At 45.1% G+C, this 17,330-nt stretch carries 32 protein-coding genes and 1 pseudogene; 1 reads left to right on the plus strand and 32 read right to left on the minus strand.

From position 1 onward, the window contains the following. Nucleotides 1-12 precede the first annotated feature (12 nt). Nucleotides 13-507, plus strand: a complete 495-nt coding sequence (locus L1D55_RS18600; protein ID WP_128159260.1) for a DUF2780 domain-containing protein — start codon at nt 13-15, stop codon at nt 505-507. A 242-nt stretch (nt 508-749) separates the two neighbouring features. On the opposite strand, the gene rplQ is transcribed toward L1D55_RS18600, so the two are convergent. The 32 genes and pseudogenes from rplQ to tuf form a co-directional block, all read right to left on the minus strand. Then, nucleotides 750-1,130 (minus strand): 50S ribosomal protein L17, encoded by a 381-nt coding sequence (gene rplQ / locus L1D55_RS18605; protein WP_004729812.1) that lies wholly within the window; start codon nt 1,128-1,130, stop codon nt 750-752. Between the two features lie 24 nt (nt 1,131-1,154). Further along, nucleotides 1,155-2,147, minus strand: coding sequence for a DNA-directed RNA polymerase subunit alpha (gene rpoA, locus L1D55_RS18610; RefSeq protein ID WP_004729813.1), 993 nt, complete (start codon nt 2,145-2,147; stop codon nt 1,155-1,157). A 22-nt stretch (nt 2,148-2,169) separates the two neighbouring features. Beyond that, nucleotides 2,170-2,790, minus strand: coding sequence for a 30S ribosomal protein S4 (gene rpsD / locus L1D55_RS18615; RefSeq protein WP_004738777.1), 621 nt, complete (start codon nt 2,788-2,790; stop codon nt 2,170-2,172). A gap of 31 nt (nt 2,791-2,821) precedes the next feature. Next, nucleotides 2,822-3,211, minus strand: coding sequence for a 30S ribosomal protein S11 (gene rpsK / locus L1D55_RS18620; RefSeq protein ID WP_004738778.1), 390 nt, complete (start codon nt 3,209-3,211; stop codon nt 2,822-2,824). A gap of 19 nt (nt 3,212-3,230) precedes the next feature. Beyond that, on the minus strand, nt 3,231-3,587 hold the full coding sequence (gene rpsM / locus L1D55_RS18625) for a 30S ribosomal protein S13 (protein WP_004738779.1): 357 nt from the start codon (nt 3,585-3,587) through the stop codon (nt 3,231-3,233). Between the two features lie 148 nt (nt 3,588-3,735). After that, nucleotides 3,736-3,849, minus strand: coding sequence for a 50S ribosomal protein L36 (gene rpmJ / locus L1D55_RS18630; protein WP_000868186.1), 114 nt, complete (start codon nt 3,847-3,849; stop codon nt 3,736-3,738). A 41-nt stretch (nt 3,850-3,890) separates the two neighbouring features. Then, entirely contained in the window at nt 3,891-5,225 is a 1,335-nt protein-coding gene (gene secY, locus L1D55_RS18635) for a preprotein translocase subunit SecY (protein WP_004738781.1), read from the minus strand. Between the two features lie 20 nt (nt 5,226-5,245). Continuing rightward, nucleotides 5,246-5,680 (minus strand): 50S ribosomal protein L15, encoded by a 435-nt coding sequence (gene rplO / locus L1D55_RS18640; protein ID WP_004736758.1) that lies wholly within the window; start codon nt 5,678-5,680, stop codon nt 5,246-5,248. Nucleotides 5,681-5,685: 5 nt separating this feature from the next. Beyond that, nucleotides 5,686-5,862 carry a 50S ribosomal protein L30 gene (gene rpmD, locus L1D55_RS18645; RefSeq protein ID WP_004736756.1) on the minus strand — a complete coding sequence of 59 codons (177 nt, stop codon included), beginning with the start codon at nt 5,860-5,862 and terminating at the stop codon, nt 5,686-5,688. A gap of 7 nt (nt 5,863-5,869) precedes the next feature. Next, nucleotides 5,870-6,370, minus strand: a complete 501-nt coding sequence (gene rpsE / locus L1D55_RS18650) for a 30S ribosomal protein S5 (RefSeq protein ID WP_004738783.1) — start codon at nt 6,368-6,370, stop codon at nt 5,870-5,872. Nucleotides 6,371-6,384: 14 nt separating this feature from the next. After that, nucleotides 6,385-6,738, minus strand: a complete 354-nt coding sequence (rplR, locus tag L1D55_RS18655) for a 50S ribosomal protein L18 (RefSeq protein ID WP_004738784.1) — start codon at nt 6,736-6,738, stop codon at nt 6,385-6,387. A gap of 9 nt (nt 6,739-6,747) precedes the next feature. Next, a complete protein-coding gene (gene rplF, locus L1D55_RS18660; RefSeq protein ID WP_004738786.1) occupies nt 6,748-7,281 on the minus strand; it encodes a 50S ribosomal protein L6 in 534 nt (177 codons plus the stop codon). A gap of 13 nt (nt 7,282-7,294) precedes the next feature. Next, nucleotides 7,295-7,687 carry a 30S ribosomal protein S8 gene (gene rpsH, locus L1D55_RS18665; protein ID WP_004738788.1) on the minus strand — a complete coding sequence of 131 codons (393 nt, stop codon included), beginning with the start codon at nt 7,685-7,687 and terminating at the stop codon, nt 7,295-7,297. Between the two features lie 29 nt (nt 7,688-7,716). Continuing rightward, the gene (rpsN, locus tag L1D55_RS18670) at nt 7,717-8,022 is read right to left on the minus strand and encodes a 30S ribosomal protein S14 (RefSeq protein WP_004738789.1); all 306 of its coding nucleotides are present in this window, start codon (nt 8,020-8,022) and stop codon (nt 7,717-7,719) included. A gap of 16 nt (nt 8,023-8,038) precedes the next feature. Then, nucleotides 8,039-8,578 carry a 50S ribosomal protein L5 gene (rplE, locus tag L1D55_RS18675; protein WP_004738790.1) on the minus strand — a complete coding sequence of 180 codons (540 nt, stop codon included), beginning with the start codon at nt 8,576-8,578 and terminating at the stop codon, nt 8,039-8,041. A 24-nt stretch (nt 8,579-8,602) separates the two neighbouring features. Then, nucleotides 8,603-8,920 carry a 50S ribosomal protein L24 gene (rplX, locus tag L1D55_RS18680; protein WP_004738792.1) on the minus strand — a complete coding sequence of 106 codons (318 nt, stop codon included), beginning with the start codon at nt 8,918-8,920 and terminating at the stop codon, nt 8,603-8,605. 11 nt (nt 8,921-8,931) lie between these two features. Continuing rightward, complete coding sequence (rplN, locus tag L1D55_RS18685; protein ID WP_004738793.1) at nt 8,932-9,303, minus strand: 50S ribosomal protein L14; 372 nt, start codon at nt 9,301-9,303, stop codon at nt 8,932-8,934. Between the two features lie 161 nt (nt 9,304-9,464). Further along, nucleotides 9,465-9,719: a 30S ribosomal protein S17 gene (gene rpsQ, locus L1D55_RS18690; protein WP_004738796.1), complete on the minus strand. Its 255-nt coding sequence runs from the start codon at nt 9,717-9,719 to the stop codon at nt 9,465-9,467. Further along, nucleotides 9,719-9,910: a 50S ribosomal protein L29 gene (gene rpmC / locus L1D55_RS18695; protein ID WP_004736737.1), complete on the minus strand. Its 192-nt coding sequence runs from the start codon at nt 9,908-9,910 to the stop codon at nt 9,719-9,721. The genes rpsQ and rpmC overlap by 1 nt, the downstream gene beginning before the upstream one ends. Continuing rightward, nucleotides 9,910-10,320 (minus strand): 50S ribosomal protein L16, encoded by a 411-nt coding sequence (gene rplP / locus L1D55_RS18700; RefSeq protein ID WP_004736736.1) that lies wholly within the window; start codon nt 10,318-10,320, stop codon nt 9,910-9,912. Before rplP ends, rpmC begins: the two co-directional genes overlap by 1 nt. Before the next feature lie 11 nt (nt 10,321-10,331). Then, nucleotides 10,332-11,030 (minus strand): 30S ribosomal protein S3, encoded by a 699-nt coding sequence (gene rpsC / locus L1D55_RS18705; RefSeq protein ID WP_004738797.1) that lies wholly within the window; start codon nt 11,028-11,030, stop codon nt 10,332-10,334. An 18-nt stretch (nt 11,031-11,048) separates the two neighbouring features. Next, entirely contained in the window at nt 11,049-11,381 is a 333-nt protein-coding gene (gene rplV / locus L1D55_RS18710; protein ID WP_004736732.1) for a 50S ribosomal protein L22, read from the minus strand. A 10-nt stretch (nt 11,382-11,391) separates the two neighbouring features. Next, nucleotides 11,392-11,670 carry a 30S ribosomal protein S19 gene (gene rpsS / locus L1D55_RS18715; RefSeq protein WP_004736729.1) on the minus strand — a complete coding sequence of 93 codons (279 nt, stop codon included), beginning with the start codon at nt 11,668-11,670 and terminating at the stop codon, nt 11,392-11,394. Between the two features lie 19 nt (nt 11,671-11,689). Then, on the minus strand, nt 11,690-12,514 hold the full coding sequence (gene rplB, locus L1D55_RS18720) for a 50S ribosomal protein L2 (protein WP_004738800.1): 825 nt from the start codon (nt 12,512-12,514) through the stop codon (nt 11,690-11,692). A 15-nt stretch (nt 12,515-12,529) separates the two neighbouring features. Next, nucleotides 12,530-12,832 (minus strand): 50S ribosomal protein L23, encoded by a 303-nt coding sequence (gene rplW / locus L1D55_RS18725; RefSeq protein WP_004738802.1) that lies wholly within the window; start codon nt 12,830-12,832, stop codon nt 12,530-12,532. Further along, nucleotides 12,829-13,431: a 50S ribosomal protein L4 gene (rplD, locus tag L1D55_RS18730; RefSeq protein ID WP_004738803.1), complete on the minus strand. Its 603-nt coding sequence runs from the start codon at nt 13,429-13,431 to the stop codon at nt 12,829-12,831. The genes rplW and rplD overlap by 4 nt, the downstream gene beginning before the upstream one ends. Before the next feature lie 16 nt (nt 13,432-13,447). Beyond that, nucleotides 13,448-14,077, minus strand: a complete 630-nt coding sequence (gene rplC, locus L1D55_RS18735) for a 50S ribosomal protein L3 (RefSeq protein ID WP_004738804.1) — start codon at nt 14,075-14,077, stop codon at nt 13,448-13,450. A 14-nt stretch (nt 14,078-14,091) separates the two neighbouring features. Beyond that, a complete protein-coding gene (rpsJ, locus tag L1D55_RS18740; protein WP_004736761.1) occupies nt 14,092-14,403 on the minus strand; it encodes a 30S ribosomal protein S10 in 312 nt (103 codons plus the stop codon). Between the two features lie 424 nt (nt 14,404-14,827). Beyond that, nucleotides 14,828-15,310, minus strand: a complete 483-nt coding sequence (bfr, locus tag L1D55_RS18745) for a bacterioferritin (protein WP_239918427.1) — start codon at nt 15,308-15,310, stop codon at nt 14,828-14,830. Nucleotides 15,311-15,391: 81 nt separating this feature from the next. After that, nucleotides 15,392-15,580 (minus strand): bacterioferritin-associated ferredoxin, encoded by a 189-nt coding sequence (locus L1D55_RS18750; RefSeq protein ID WP_239918428.1) that lies wholly within the window; start codon nt 15,578-15,580, stop codon nt 15,392-15,394. A 316-nt stretch (nt 15,581-15,896) separates the two neighbouring features. Next, complete coding sequence (locus L1D55_RS18755; RefSeq protein ID WP_239918429.1) at nt 15,897-16,481, minus strand: EF-Tu/IF-2/RF-3 family GTPase; 585 nt, start codon at nt 16,479-16,481, stop codon at nt 15,897-15,899. Continuing rightward, nucleotides 16,420-17,330, minus strand: a pseudogene (tuf, locus tag L1D55_RS18760) (elongation factor Tu); the annotation flags it as partial. The gene L1D55_RS18755 and the pseudogene tuf, both read right to left, overlap by 62 nt.

Below are 17,330 nucleotides of genomic sequence, written 5' to 3' on the forward strand. Positions count from 1 at the left end.
TAAGGACGAATAATGAAGAAAGTACTCATCACCGTTTTAAGCAGCCTTGCTGTTGTCTCTTGCGCTAGCACTAGCGATTCCGAACAAACCAGTTCTGGTTCTGATACCAACTACTCTCAACTATCACAAACTGCATTGATGGCAGCTGTAAACATGTGGTCTCAACAAAATGAAACAACACCGCTTGCCGATACCGTTGCTGACCAAGCTTCAGTAACTAGCGATCAAGCAATTGGCGGCATCGGCTCTATGTTAGCACTTGCACAGAACTCTCTAGATACTGCTGACAACAAAGAACTCGCAACGCTTATTCCTGGCATGTCTAGCTTGGAGTCAACAGGTCTATCATCACTACTGAATTCGCAAGGTGCAGTTGAAAGTGCTTTTTCTAGCCTAGGTATGGACCCGTCGATGGTATCTACATTTGCACCAATCATACTTCAAGCACTGCAATCGCAAGGCGCAACAAGTGGTTTGATGGATTCGCTAGCAGCGATTTGGAAATAAACTAAGTAACAAGACTGTAGATTTAAATAATAAGGGCACTTCGGTGCTCTTTTTTGTAGGTGTAAGAAACTGAGATACGAGATACGAGATACGAGATACGAGATACGAGATACGAGATACGAGATACGAGATACGAGATACGAGATACGAGATACGAGATACGAGATACGAGATACGAGATACGAGATACGAGATACGAGATACGAGATACGAGGCTTTTTGTATTAAGAATCTAGTATAGATTACTCAGCAGCTTCTTCAGCAGCTGGGCGGTCTACAAGCTCAATGTAAGCCATTGGAGCTTTATCACCAGTACGGAAACCACATTTAAGAATGCGAGTGTAACCACCTTGGCGAGCCGCGAAACGCGGGCCTAGTTCATTAAATAGTTTTGCTACCACTTCGTTATCACGAGTGCGAGCGAATGCAAGACGACGGTTAGCAACACTGTCTGTCTTAGCTAGGGTAATCAACGGCTCAATTACGCGACGTAGTTCTTTTGCTTTAGGCACGGTAGTTTTGATAACTTCGTGACGAACAAGAGAGCTAGCCATGTTGCTGAACATCGCTTTACGATGACTGCTGTTGCGGTTGAGTTGACGACCACTTTTACGATGGCGCATGACCTAATCCTTCTAACTTTTCGATTAATCTTCAGCGATTGACGCTGGTGGCCAATTTTCTAGACGCATGCCTAGAGAAAGACCACGTGAAGCAAGCACATCTTTAATCTCTGTAAGAGATTTCTTACCAAGGTTTGGCGTTTTAAGTAGCTCAACCTCAGTGCGCTGTACAAGATCACCGATGTAGTGAATCGCTTCTGCTTTCAAACAGTTAGCAGAGCGAACTGTTAGTTCAAGATCGTCTACAGGACGTAGTAGGATAGGATCGAATTCTGGCTTCTCTTCCTTCTCCTCAGGTACACGTACATCACGAAGATCTACGAACGCATCCAGTTGTTCAGCTAGGATAGTAGCTGCGCGACGGATTGCTTCCTCAGGTTCTAGAGTACCGTTCGTTTCCATATCGATAACAAGCTTGTCTAAGTCAGTACGTTGTTCTACACGTGCCGCTTCTACAGCGTAAGCGATTTTATCAACCGGGCTGTAAGTAGCGTCAACAAGTAGACGACCGATTGGACGCTCATCTTCTTCAGTATGGATACGAGCTGAAGCTGGAACGTAACCACGACCACGTTCTACTTTGATACGCATAGCGATCTCAGCGTTGTCATCCGTTAGGTGACAAATTACGTGCTCAGGGTTAGCGATCTCTACATCACCATCGTGGGTGATGTCACCTGCAACAACAGGGCCTGAGCCTGATTTGTTCAGTGTAATAAACACTTCATCTTTGCCTTCAGCAACGCGCACAGCCAAACCTTTAAGGTTTAGAAGGATTTCCAGGATATCTTCCTGAACGCCTTCTTTAGTGCTGTATTCGTGTAGCACACCTTCGATTTCAACTTCTGTTACGGCACAACCCGGCATAGAAGATAGAAGAATGCGGCGAAGAGCATTACCTAGAGTGTGGCCGAAACCGCGCTCTAATGGCTCAAGAGTTACTTTCGCGTGTGTCGTATTGATCTGTTCAATGTCAACAAGACGCGGCTTAAGAAATTCTGTTACAGAACCCTGCATTGTGTCCTCTCTTTTTTTAACCTTACTTAGAGTAAAGTTCGACGATCAAGTGTTCATTGATGTCAGCTGATAGGTCAGAACGCTCAGGCATACGCTTGAATGTACCTTCCATTTTGCCAGCATCTACTTCAATCCAAGTTGGCTTTTCACGTTGTTCAGCAACTTCTAGAGCCGCTTTAATACGAGATTGCTGTTTAGCTTTCTCGCGGATAGAAACAACGTCGTTTGCCGCTACTTTGAAAGAAGGAACGTTTACAACTTTACCGTTAACTAGGATAGACTTGTGGCTAACTAGTTGACGAGATTCAGCACGAGTTGCGCCAAAGCCCATACGGTAAACTACGTTATCAAGACGACCTTCAAGAAGCTGAAGCAGGTTTGCACCCGTGTTGCCTTTTAGACGTGCAGCTTCTTTGTAGTAGTTGCGGAATTGTTTTTCTAGAACGCCGTAGATACGACGAACTTTTTGCTTCTCACGAAGCTGAACGCCATACTCAGATAGACGACCGCGACGAGCGCCGTGTACACCTGGTGCGTTATCAATTTTACACTTGGTATCGATCGCACGGACACCAGACTTAAGGAATAAGTCAGTACCTTCGCGACGGCTAAGCTTTAGCTTAGGACCCAAATATCTTGCCATGATCTTTCTCCAATATTCCTAGAAACGAAACTTAAACGCGACGTTTCTTAGGTGGACGACAACCGTTATGAGGGATTGGTGTCGCATCAACAATGTTAGTGATACGGAAACCAGCAGCGTTCAGTGCGCGAACCGTAGATTCACGACCTGGACCTGGACCCTTAACCATAACTTCCAAGTTCTTTAGGCCATATTCTTTAGCCATTTCACCACAACGCTCAGCTGCAACTTGTGCTGCGAACGGAGTAGATTTACGAGAACCACGGAAACCTGAACCACCTGCTGTAGCCCATGCAAGAGCGTTGCCTTGACGGTCAGTGATAGTTACGATTGTGTTGTTGAAAGAAGCATGAATGTGCGCTACGCCATCAGCTACTTGCTTGCGTACGCGCTTACGCGCGCGAGTTGGTTGTTTTGCCATTGTACTCTACCTTATCCGACTATTTCTTGATCGGCTTGCGCGGACCCTTACGGGTGCGAGCGTTGGTTTTAGTACGCTGTCCACGTAGTGGTAGACTGCGACGATGACGAAGACCGCGGTAACAGCCAAGGTCCATAAGACGCTTGATGTTCATCGATACTTCACGACGTAGATCACCTTCTACAGTGTACTTAGCTACACCATCACGCAGTTGATCGATCTGCTCTTCAGTTAGTTCACTGATCTTAGCATCTTCAGCAATACCCACTTCAGCTAGAATAGCTTGAGAGCGAGTTTTACCGATACCGTAGATTGCAGTAAGTGCAATTACAGAATGCTTGTGATCAGGAATGTTAATGCCGGCTATACGGGCCATTATTCACTCCTAAGGGGTTCATAAAAGAATTATCCGCAGCAAAGCCCGTTATGGATACGCTGCGGCATACTACTTCTTTTGCACGCAAAAGGTAGGCCGAGGAATATACTCGACTCTACCTTGTATTTCAAGTAAAAATTTCTGCTGATTAGCCTTGGCGTTGCTTATGCTTTGGCTCACTGCAAATCACGCGAACGACACCGTTACGCTTGATAACTTTACAGTTACGGCAGATTTTTTTAACGGAAGCACGAACTTTCATTGCTAAACTCCGTAAATGGAACTGAAATTATTACCACCGAATTAACGGCCGTAACCTTTCAGATTCGCTTTCTTTAACACAGAATCATACTGTTGTGACATCAGATGAGTCTGTACCTGTGCCATGAAATCCATGATAACTACCACTACGATTAGTAGTGAAGTGCCGCCGAAGTAGAAACGAACGTTCCACGCGACCATCATGAATTCAGGAATCAGACATATAAAAGTAATGTATAGAGCGCCCGCAAGGGTTAGTCTAGTCATCACTTTATCGATATATTTCGCTGTCTGCTCACCTGGGCGGATACCGGGTACGAATGCACCAGACTTCTTCAAGTTATCAGCTGTTTCACGTGGGTTAAACACCAACGCTGTATAGAAGAAACAGAAGAAGATTATAGCTGCTGCATAAAGCATTACATACAAAGGCTGACCAGGGCTAAGAGCTAATGACACGTCAGTTAACCAACCGAACGCGCTGCTTTCACCATTTTGACCAAACCACTGTGCTAATGTTCCTGGGAACAAAATAATGCTCGATGCGAAAATCGCTGGAATAACACCTGCCATATTAATTTTAAGTGGCAAGTGAGAGCTTTGTGCTGCAAAAACCTTACGACCTTGTTGACGTTTCGCATAGTTAACGACGATACGACGTTGACCACGTTCCATGAAAACTACGAAGTAGATAACAGCAAAAGACAATACAGCAATCAACAGCAGAAGAAGCACATGCAATTCACCTTGACGCGCTTGCTCGATTGTTTGACCGATTGCAGAAGGCAATCCAGCAACAATACCTGCAAAAATCAGAATGGAAATACCATTACCGATTCCTCGCTCAGTGATTTGTTCACCTAACCACATTAAGAACATGGTACCAGTTACTAAACTCACGGTAGCAATAAGCGTAAACATGGTTTGGTTGATAACAACCAGATTGTCTACCATGTTTGGTAAGCCCGTTGCAATACCAATAGCTTGGAATGTTGCAAGTACAAGCGTGCCGTAGCGTGTATATTGGCTTATCTTACGACGGCCTGCTTCACCCTCTTTCTTGAGTTCCGCTAACGCTGGATGAACTACAGTTAACAATTGGACTACGATCGATGCCGAAATGTACGGCATGATACCCAATGCTAATATAGATGCACGCTCAAGAGCACCACCGGAGAACATGTTAAACATTTCAACGATGGTACCTTTTTGCTGATCGAACAAATCGGCAAGTACAGCTGCGTCAATACCAGGGATCGGCACAAAAGAGCCGGCTCGGAATACTAAAAGTGCACCAATTACGAATAATAAGCGCGACTTTAGTTCACTTAAGCCGCTCTGAGCACTACGAAAATCTTGTCCTGGTTTCTTAGCCATCTGTACCTCGTTCCTCGAGATTATTCCTCGATTTTACCGCCTGCAGCTTCGATTGCAGCTTTAGCGCCTTTAGTCACGCGTAGACCTTTAACAGTCACAGCTTTGCTTAGGTCACCAGAAAGAACGATCTTAACGAATTCGATGTTCTTAGTGATAACGTTAGCAGCTTTAAGGCTGTTAAGATCAACTACGTCACCTGTTACTTTCGCTAGCTCAGCTAGACGAACTTCAGCAGACACTAGGCTCTTACGAGAAGTGAAACCGAATTTAGGTAGACGTTGTTTTAGAGGCATTTGACCGCCTTCAAAACCTGGACGTACAGAGCCGCCAGAACGTGACTTTTGACCTTTGTGACCGCGGCCACCTGTTTTACCAAGGCCAGAACCGATACCACGACCTACACGCTTCTTAGAAGGTTTAGAGCCAGCAGCCGGTGATAGAGTATTCAAACGCATTCTGATTACTCCTCAATCTTAACCATGTAGTAAACCTTGTTGATCATACCGCGTACGCACGGAGTATCTTCAAGTTCTACTGTATGGTTGATGCGACGAAGACCTAGACCTTTAAGGCACGCTTTGTGCTTAGGTAGGCGACCAATTGAGCTTTTAGTTTGAGTTACTTTAATAGTTGCCATCGTGTGCTTACTCCGAAATAGATTCAACAGTTAGACCACGTTTAGCAGCAACCATTTCTGGTGACTTAACGTCTACTAGAGCACCAATCGTTGCACGAACGATGTTGATAGGGTTCGTAGAACCGTATGCTTTAGAAAGTACGTTATGTACGCCCGCAACTTCAAGTACAGCACGCATTGCACCACCGGCAATAACACCTGTACCTTCTGCAGCTGGCTGCATGTAAACTTTAGAGCCCGAATGACGACCTTTCACCGGGTGGTGAAGAGTGCCTTCGTTCAGCGCAACAGTAACCATGTTACGACGCGCTTTTTCCATTGCTTTTTGAATCGCAGCAGGTACTTCACGAGCTTTGCCGTAACCGAAACCTACACGACCATTACCGTCACCAACTACTGTTAGTGCAGTGAAGCTCATGATTCGACCACCTTTAACCGTCTTAGATACACGGTTAACAGCGATTAGCTTTTCTTGCAAATCATTAGCTTGTTGTTGTTCTTTAGCCATCTTCCAACCCTACCTTAGAATTTCAGACCAGCTTCGCGAGCAGATTCTGCTAGCGCCGCTACTCGACCGTGGTATTGGAAACCAGAACGATCGAATGCAACTGAAGCTACGCCTTTTTCAAGAGCGCGCTCAGCAACAGCTTTACCAACTGCTTTAGCTGCATCAACGTTACCAGTGTTCTTAACTTGCTCACGGATCGCTTTTTCTACAGTAGAAGCAGCTGCGATAACCTCAGAGCCGTTTGCCGCGATAACTTGTGCGTAAACATGGCGAGGAGTACGGTGTACTACCAGGCGAGTTGCACCAAGTTCTGCAATCTTACGACGTGCACGTGTAGCACGACGGATGCGAGATGCTTTCTTATCCATAGTGATACCTTACTTCTTCTTAGCTTCTTTAGTACGCACATTTTCATCTGCGTAACGAACACCTTTACCTTTGTAAGGCTCAGGAGCACGGTAAGAACGAATGTCAGCCGCAACTTGACCAACTAGCTGCTTGTCACAACCAGTTACAACGATCTCAGTTTGGCTAGGGCACTCAGCTTTAATACCTTCAGGTAGAGCGTGCTCTACTGGGTGAGAAAAACCAAGAGTTAGAGCTACAGAGTTGCCTTTCATAGCAGCACGGTAACCAACACCCTTTAGAGTTAGCTTCTTAGTGAAGCCCTCTGTAACACCCACAACCATGTTGTTAACTAGAGCGCGAGCTGTACCAGCTTGTGCCCATGCGTTAGCAACACCTTCTTTCGGACCGAAAGTTAGGTTGTTTTCTTCCTGTGCAATAACTACGGCGTTGTTAAGAACGCGAGTAAGCTCACCTTTGCTACCTTTTACAGTAACTTCTTGGCCGTTTAGTTTCACCTCTACGCCAGCTGGAATAGCGACAGGTGCTTTAGCAACACGAGACATAATCTACTCCTTATTAAGCTACGTAACAGATGATTTCACCGCCAAGACCTGCTTTACGAGCAGCACGGTCAGACATTAGACCCTTGGAAGTAGAAACAACTGCAATACCAAGACCGCCCATCACTGTTGGTAGAGAGTCTTTATTTTTATAAACTCTTAGACCAGGACGTGATACACGCTTGATTTGCTCGATTACAGGTTTAGCTTGGAAGTACTTAAGAGTAACTTCTAGCTCAGGTTTTGCTTCGCCTTCAACAGCGAAGTCTACGATGTAACCTTCAGCTTTTAGTAGTGCAGCAATTGCAACTTTAAGCTTTGAAGAAGGCATTTTTACAGCAACTTTGTTTGCTGCCTGACCGTTACGAACGCGGGTCAGCATATCCGAAATCGGATCTTGCATGCTCATAAGATTTACTCCAAATGATTAAGTGGCAATTACCAGCTAGCCTTACGAAGACCCGGAATCTCGCCTTTCATGCAAGCTTCACGAACCTTAATGCGGCTTAGACCGAATTTACGTAGGTAACCGTGTGGACGACCAGTTTGGTTGCAACGGTTACGCTGACGTGATGCACTTGAATCACGTGGAAGAGATTGCAGTTTAAGAACCGCATTCCAACGATCTTCTTCAGATGCGTTTACATCGCTAATGATAACTTTTAGCGCAGAACGCTTTTCAGCGAACTTAGCTACTAGTTTTGCACGTTTAGCTTCACGTGCTTTCATTGATTGTTTAGCCATAACAGTAACCCTACCCTTACTTACGGAATGGGAAGTTAAAGGCAGCCAGCAGAGCTCGGCCTTCCTCATCGGAACCCGCAGAAGTCGTGATAGTGATATCAAGACCGCGGACACGATCGACTTTATCGTAGTCGATTTCCGGAAAGATGATTTGCTCGCGAACGCCCATGCTGTAGTTACCGCGACCGTCGAAAGACTTAGCGCTAACACCACGGAAATCACGTACACGTGGAAGTGCGATAGAGATTAAACGCTCTAAAAATTCCCACATGCGCTCACCACGCAAGGTTACTTTACAACCAATTGGGTAGCCTTCACGAATTTTGAAACCAGCTACAGATTTACGCGCTTTAGTGATAAGTGGCTTTTGACCAGAGATCGTTGCCATATCAGCTGCTGCGTTTTCTAGCAGTTTCTTATCGTTGATTGCTTCACCAACGCCCATGTTTAGGGTGATTTTCTCAATCCTAGGGACTTGCATGACGCTTGTGTAGCTGAACTCTTTGGTAAGCTCAGCGACTACAGACGACTTGTAGTAATCATGCAGTTTCGCCATAGTAGAACTCCAAATTACTTCTAATTAGTTAGAAACAGTTTCGCCGTTAGATTTGAAGAAACGAACTTTCTTGCCATCTTCGATACGGAAACCGATACGGTCTGCTTTACCAGTAGCCGCGTTAAAAACTGCAACGTTAGAAGCGTCAATAGCTGCTTCTTGTTCAACGATGCCACCTTGTTGACCTAGAGCCGGAACCGGCTTTTGGTGTTTCTTAACAAGGTTGATGCCTTCAACGATAACTTTACCAGTTGTCAGAACCTTAGTTACTTTACCTTTCTTGCCTTTATCTTTACCAGCAAGAATGATTACTTCGTCATTACGACGGATTTTAGCTGCCATATTGCCGCTCCTTACAGAACTTCAGGTGCTAGTGATACAATCTTCATGAATTTCGCGTTACGAAGTTCACGAGTCACAGGACCAAAGATACGTGTGCCGACTGGTTGCTCAGTAGTGTCGTTTAACAATACACAAGCATTACTGTCGAAGCGAATGACAGAACCGTCTGGGCGACGAACGCCTTTACGGGTGCGCACTACTACCGCCTTCAGAACATCACCTTTTTTTACTTTACCGCGAGGAATTGCTTCCTTAACTGTAACTTTGATGATGTCACCGATATGTGCATAACGGCGGTGAGAGCCACCCAGAACCTTAATACACATTACCTTGCGCGCGCCAGAGTTATCTGCTGCGTCAAGTGTACTTTGCATCTGGATCATTGTTAGTGCTCCGCTAAATATTAAAACTAGACCCTCTCGGGTCGGGCTGCCTCTTTAAAAGGGACGCGAATTGTACCACCCTTTTTTTAAATTGGGTAGACAAAAAACAAGCGGCCCCAAAAATAATTTGGAGCCGCTTATAAGTTATAGAATTACAAAGATTAAATCTTCGCTTTTTCTAGAACTTTAACCAATGTCCAAGACTTAGTCTTAGACAGAGGACGACACTCAGCGATTTCAACTTTGTCGCCTAGGCCACAAGTGTTGTCTTCGTCGTGTGCGTGTACTTTAGTCGTGCGTTTAACGTATTTACCGTAAATTGGGTGTTTTACAGTACGTTCGATAGCAACAACGATAGACTTGTCCATCTTGTCACTTACTACACGGCCTTGCTGGATGCGGTTAGTTTCGCTCATTATGCGCCTGCCTTTTCAGTCAAAACAGTTTTCACACGTGCGATATCACGGCGTACAGCTTTTAGAGTATGAGTTTGCTGAAGCTGACCAGTTGCAGCTTGCATGCGCAAGTTGAACTGTTCACGTAGCAAATTCAATAGCTCAGCGTTAAGCTCTTCAACGTTCTTTTCGCGTAGATCTTGTGCTTTCATCACATCACCTGCTTAGTTACAAAAGTAGTTTTAACAGGCAGTTTACGTGCCGCTAGGCGGAACGCTTCACGTGCCAACTCTTCAGGTACGCCATTCATTTCGTACATAACTTTGCCAGGTTGGATTTGAGCAACCCAGTACGCTACTGAACCTTTACCTTTACCTTGACGAACTTCAAGAGGCTTTTCAGTAATCGGTTTGTCTGGGAATACACGAATCCAGATTTGACCTTGACGCTTAATGTGACGTGTCATAGCACGACGTGCCGCTTCGATTTGACGTGCAGTCAGACGACCACGGCCAACAGCTTTAAGACCGAATTCGCCGAAGCTTACTTCAGTACCTTTAGCTAGACCACGGTTACGACCAGTCATAACCTTGCGGAACTTAGTACGTTTTGGTTGTAGCATCGTTCGACTCCTTACTTACGGCCTTTACGCTGCTTCTTAGGCTTATCGCCTTTAGGCTCTACTGCGTTAGCAGCTGGCATACCGCCTAGAATCTCACCTTTGAAGATCCAAACTTTAATGCCGATCACACCGTATTGAGTGTGAGCCGAAGAAGTTGCGTAATCAATGTCTGCACGTAGAGTGTGTAGAGGCACACGGCCTTCACGGTACCACTCAGAACGTGCGATTTCAGCGCCGCCTAGACGACCACTTACTTCCACTTTGATACCTTTAGCGCCTAGACGCATAGCGTTTTGTACTGCGCGCTTCATAGCACGACGGAACATAACACGACGCTCTAGTTGAGACGCGATGCTATCAGCTACAAGCTGACCATCTAACTCAGGCTTACGTACTTCAGCGATATTGATTTGCGCTGGTACACCTGCGATTTTAGCTACAGCTGCGCGTAGCTTCTCTACGTCTTCACCTTTCTTACCGATAACAACGCCAGGACGAGCAGTGTGAATAGTCACACGGATGCTCTTAGCTGGACGCTCGATAACGATACGAGATAGTGATGCTTTTTGTAGTTCCTTTGTAAGGAACTGACGTACCTTGAAGTCGCCGTCTAGGTTGTCAGCGAAATCTTTGGTATTAGCAAACCATGTAGCATTCCAAGGCTTAACGATGCCAAGACGAATACCATTAGGATGTACTTTCTGACCCATTGCTTACTCTCCTAGTCTTTAGCGATCTGCTACAACAATAGTGATGTGGCTTGAACGCTTCAAGATACGATCCGCACGACCTTTAGCACGAGGCATAATACGCTTCATGATAGGGCCCTCATCTACGAAGATTTTAGCGACATTTAGATCGTCGATATCTGCACCTTCGTTATGTTCCGCGTTAGCGATAGCTGACTCTAGAACTTTCTTAACTAGAACAGCAGCTTTTTTGTTGCTGAAAGTTAGAATTTCTAGAGCTTGGTCTACCGACTTACCGCGGATTTGGTCTGCAACTAAGCGAGCTTTCTGTGGAGAAATACGAGCAAAGTTATGTTTAGCTAAAGCTTCCATCATCTACTCCTTACTTCTTCTTAGCTTTCTTATCTGCAGCATGACCGCGATAAGTACGAGTTGGTGCAAATTCGCCCAGTTTGTGACCGATCATTTCTTCGGTAACGAAAACTGGAACGTGCTGACGACCATTATGGACAGCGATGGTCAAACCAATCATTGTTGGGATGATCATTGAGCGACGGGACCAAGTCTTAATAGGCTTTTTGTCTCCGCTTTCCACCGCTTTCTCTACCTTCTTCAGCAAGTGTAGGTCAATAAAAGGACCTTTCTTGAGAGAACGTGGCATGGCGATTCCTCTTTATAAATTATTTAGTGCGACGACGTACGATGTACTTGTCAGTGCGCTTGTTCTTACGAGTCTTGAAGCCCTTAGTAGGAACGCCCCAAGGAGAAACTGGGTGACGACCACCAGATGTGCGGCCTTCACCACCACCGTGTGGGTGATCCACCGGGTTCATTACTACACCACGTACGGTTGGACGTACGCCGCGCCAGCGTGAAGCACCAGCTTTACCAAGTTCACGTAGCATATGCTCAGAGTTACCAACTTCACCGATCGTTGCGCGACCTTCAGAAAGTACTTTGCGCATTTCACCAGAACGTAGACGGATAGTGATGTATGCACCGTCGCGAGCAACGATTTGAGCATAAGCACCAGCCGAACGAGCTAGTTGAGCACCTTTACCAGGCTTAAGTTCAACACAGTGTACAGTAGAACCTACTGGGATGTTGCGCATCGGCAGAGTGTTACCTGCTTTGATTGGCGCATCAACACCAGATTGGATCTGGTCACCGGCTTGAATGCCTTTTGGTGCAATGATGTAACGACGCTCACCGTCTGCGTACAGAACTAGAGCGATGTTAGCGCTACGGTTTGGATCGTATTCTAGACGCTCAACTTTCGCTGGGATGCCATCTTTAGTACGTTTGAAGTCAATTACACGGTAGTGGTGCTTGTGACCACCGCCGATGTGACGTACTGTGATACGACCGTTGTTGTTACGACCACCGTTCTTAGAGTTTTTCTCTAGAAGAGGTGCGTATGGCTTACCCTTGTGTAGGTCAGCGTTAACAACTTTAACGACGTGACGACGACCAGGGGAAGTCGGCTTACATTTAACAATAGCCATTTTTAACTACTCCTGTTATTCCGCGCCGCCAACGAAGTCAAGATCTTGACCTTCTTTCAAAGTAACGTAGGCTTTCTTAACGTCTGAACGACGGCCTTCACGCATACCTTGACGTTTGGTCTTACCCTTTTGAACAAGAGTATTTACAGACTTAACTTCAACTTCAAATAGCTTTTCTACAGCTGCTTTGATCTCTTTCTTAGTTGCATCTTTAGCTACTTTGAAAACGATAGTGTTCGCTTTCTCAGCTGCCATAGTTGCTTTTTCAGAGATGTGCGGAGCACGTAGAACTTTTAAGATACGCTCTTCAGTGATCATGCTAGCATCTCCTCAACTTGCTTAACTGCGTCCGCAGTCATTAGAACCTTGTCGAATGCAATTAGAGATACTGGATCAACACCAGCAACGTCACGTGCATCAACTTTGTATAGGTTACGAGCAGCTAAGAATAGATTTTCATCTACTTCGCCAGTAACAATCAGAACGTCGCTTAGCTCAAGCTCTTTAAGCTTAGCTACAAGTTCTTTTGTTTTTGGTGCTTCTACTGAGAAGTTATCAACAACGATTAGACGCTCTTGACGAACAAGCTCAGAAAGAATGCTCTTCATAGCACCGCGGTACATTTTCTTGTTTACTTTTTGGCTGTGATCTTGTGGTTTCGCAGCAAAAGTAACACCACCTGTACGCCAGATTGGGCTACGAATTGTACCAGCACGTGCGCGGCCAGTACCTTTTTGACGCCATGGCTTAGCGCCACCGCCAGATACTTCAGAACGAGTCTTTTGAGCACGAGTACCTTGACGAGCACCTGCTGCATATGCAACAACTACTTGGTGTACAAGAGCTTCGTTGAAGTCACGTCCGAAAGTAGTCTCGGAAACAGTTAGTGCATCAGCACCTTTAACCATCAATTCCATTACTTACTCCTAGACGTTATGCTTTAACAGCAGGTTTTACGATCACGTTGCCGCCTGTTGAGCCTGGTACTGCACCTTTAATAAGAAGCAGATTGCGCTCAGCGTCAACACGTACGATCTCTAGGTTTTGAGTCGTTACACGCTCAGCACCCATGTGACCTGCCATTTTCTTGCCTTTAAACACGCGACCTGGAGTTTGACATTGGCCAATTGAACCCGGTGCACGGTGAGACAAAGAGTTACCGTGAGTCATATCTTGAGTAGAGAAGTTCCAACGCTTAACAGCGCCTTGGAAGCCTTTACCTTTAGATGTACCAGTAACGTCTACTTTTTTAATTTCGTTGAAAAGTTCTACGTTTAGCTCAGCGCCAACTTCAAACTCTTCGCCGTTTTCTAAACGGAATTCCCAAAGACCGCGACCTGCTTCTACACCCGCTTTCGCGAAGTGACCAGCTTCAGGTTTAGTTACACGGTTAGCTTTCTTAGCACCAGTAGTTACTTGGATTGCTGCGTAGCCGTCGTTCTCTAGAGTTTTAACTTGAGAAATACGGTTCGCTTCAACCTCAACAACAGTTACTGGGATAGAAACGCCTTCTTCAGTAAATACGCGGGTCATACCCACTTTACGTCCGACTAGACCAATCATTATTCTTATCTCCCTTAACCTAGGCTGATTTGAACATCAACGCCAGCTGCAAGATCAAGACGCATTAGAGCATCAACAGTTTTGTCTGTTGGCTCAACGATGTCGATCAAACGCTTGTGAGTACGGATTTCGTACTGGTCACGTGCATCTTTGTTGACGTGTGGAGAGGTAAGAACAGTGAAACGCTCTTTACGAGTAGGTAGTGGGATAGGACCACGAACCTGTGCGCCAGTACGTTTTGCTGTTTCAACGATTTCCGCAGTTGAAGCATCGATTAGCTTGTAATCAAACGCTTTAAGGCGGATACGAATACGTTGGTTCTGCATGAGACAGAGCTCCAATTATTAAAAATTACACAAACAATATCGCCACTCAAACTCGATAAAACGAGAGAATGCCGATTGATTTATGTGAAACCGTAGCATCCAAAATTAGGACGCATTGTCAGTTAATTTTTGAAGTAAAGACAAGCCTTACTATTTTTATTAACCGCGAACATAAGCTGAGTATACATTACTAGGTAAAACCTACTCCTCAGTGCTCATTGGTTCACAACCAGCTTAAGCCAGTGCGGTGCATTATACAGATCACACTTTAACTTGCAAGCTGTGTTTGAAAAATAATCGCAGAATCTATTGAGAGGGGTGATTGGAGGATTTTTAGTTCTTGGTAGTGCCCTACCGCCTGAAAAAGAAATGCAAGGTAGCCACTAGGATGCGCCTGAGCAGCTACCCTTGTTATCGATATATTTTAGCCTTCGTCTTCATCGACATATTGAGCTTGTAGGTAATTTTGAATACCCGTCATTTTGATGAGGCCAAGTTGGGTTTCTAACCAATCGACATGCTCTTCTTCATCTTCCAAAATCTCAAGAAACAGATCTCGTGACACATAGTCATGAATATCTTCTGCATAAGCGATGGCGTTTTTCAGATCTGGAATGGCTTCCATCTCTAACGATAAGTCACACTCCAGCATTTCCTGAGTATCTTCGCCGATTTTAAGTTTACCTAGCTCCTGCAGATTGGGTAGCCCTTCGAGAAACAAGATTCGTTCAATCAGATGGTCGGCATGTTTCATTTCGTCGATGGATTCATGATACTCCTTGTCGGCTAGATGCTTTAAGCCCCAGTCTTTATACATACGCGCATGCAAGAAGTACTGATTTATTGCGACAAGTTCATTACCAAGAATTTTATTGAGATGTTGAATGATGATTGGATCGCCTTTCATGACATAGCCCTCCTCTTTGGCTCTTCTAACTGTAGAACCAAATCGAGAAGTGTCAAAAAAGCTACTGCTCTTTGGGCAGAATTAGCTTGCCTGTTTGAACAGGTCTTTCGCGGTGTCGTTAATAACTTTTTTTGCTGAACGTACACACTTGCCGCATTGACTGCCAAGTGCTGTACACTTTTTAATTCCTTTTATGTCAGTAATGCCCTCTTCTAATACCAACTTGCGGATTTTCTTATCCGAGACCCCATGGCATAAACAAACGTACATAGTAAAACCTAACCCTTTAACTTGAGGTTAAATATAAAAAGGAATCATTCTTATTACCAGTCAAAATTTACCCTATGTTTATATCGATTGGTTATAGTGTTTTGTCGAAAAGAGAGATTAACGGGCTTTGAAGCGAAGATAGTTTAGGAGGGTGATTTAAGCCGTTAAGTAAATAACTGTATTTAAATCGGAATATAGACTGTGGATATTACGTGTTAGGAATTTCCCTTATAACCAAAATAAAAAAGGGAAGCCGAAGCTCCCCTTTTTTGATGCGTGCTCTTCTAATGAAGAGAGTGCAAAAATCTAAATGCTATTAAGCGAAGATTTTAGCTACAACACCAGCACCTACAGTACGGCCACCTTCACGGATAGCGAAACGTAGGCCTTCGTCCATTGCGATTGGAGCGATTAGCTCAACAGTCATTTGAACGTTGTCACCTGGCATTACCATTTCTACGCCTTCTGGTAGAGTGATGTCGCCTGTTACGTCAGTTGTACGGAAGTAGAACTGTGGACGGTAACCTTTGAAGAAAGGAGTGTGACGGCCRCCTTCGTCTTTAGAAAGTACGTATACTTCAGACTCRAACTTAGTGTGTGGGTTGATAGAACCTTTAGCAGATAGTACTTGGCCACGTTCAACTTCGTCACGCTTAGTACCACGTAGAAGTGCACCAACGTTCTCACCTGCACGACCTTCGTCAAGCAGCTTACGGAACATTTCAACACCAGTACAAGTAGTAAGAGTAGTTTCTTTGATACCAACGATTTCTACTTCGTCACCTACACGTAGGATACCACGCTCGATACGACCAGTTACAACAGTACCACGACCTNAACTTAGTGTGTGGGTTGATAGAACCTTTAGCAGATAGTACTTGGCCACGTTCAACTTCGTCACGCTTAGTACCACGTAGAAGTGCACCAACGTTCTCACCTGCACGACCTTCGTCAAGCAGCTTACGGAACATTTCAACACCAGTACAAGTAGTAAGAGTAGTTTCTTTGATACCAACGATTTCTACTTCGTCACCTACACGTAGGATACCACGCTCGATACGACCAGTTACAACAGTACCACGACCTTGGATCGAGAATACGTCTTCGATTGGTAGTAGGAACGGTTGGTCAACTGCACGCTCTGGCTCAGGGATGTAAGAATCTAGTGCTTCTGCAAGCTCAACGATCTTGTCTTCCCACTGCTTCTCGCCGTTTAGTGCGCCAAGTGCAGAACCTTGGATAACTGGTAGGTCATCACCTGGGAAGTCGTACTCAGAAAGAAGTTCACGAACTTCCATTTCTACTAGCTCAAGTAGCTCTTCGTCATCAACCATGTCACATTTGTTCATGAATACGATGATGTAAGGGATACCAACTTGACGACCAAGTAGGATGTGCTCACGAGTTTGAGGCATTGGGCCGTCAGTCGCAGCAACAACTAGGATACCACCGTCCATTTGCGCAGCACCAGTGATCATGTTTTTAACATAATCCGCGTGTCCTGGGCAGTCTACGTGTGCGTAGTGACGTGATGGAGTGTCGTACTCAACGTGAGAAGTAGCGATTGTGATACCGCGCTCACGCTCTTCTGGAGCGTTATCGATAGATGCGAAATCTTTAGCAACACCACCGTACACTTTTGCAAGTGTAGTACAGATAGCAGCAGTTAGAGTTGTTTTACCGTGGTCAACGTGGCCGATAGTACCAACGTTTACGTGCGGTTTCGTACGTTCAAATTTTTCTTTAGACA

The organism is Vibrio sp. Isolate22 (assembly GCF_022398115.1).
Taxonomy (GTDB): domain Bacteria; phylum Pseudomonadota; class Gammaproteobacteria; order Enterobacterales; family Vibrionaceae; genus Vibrio.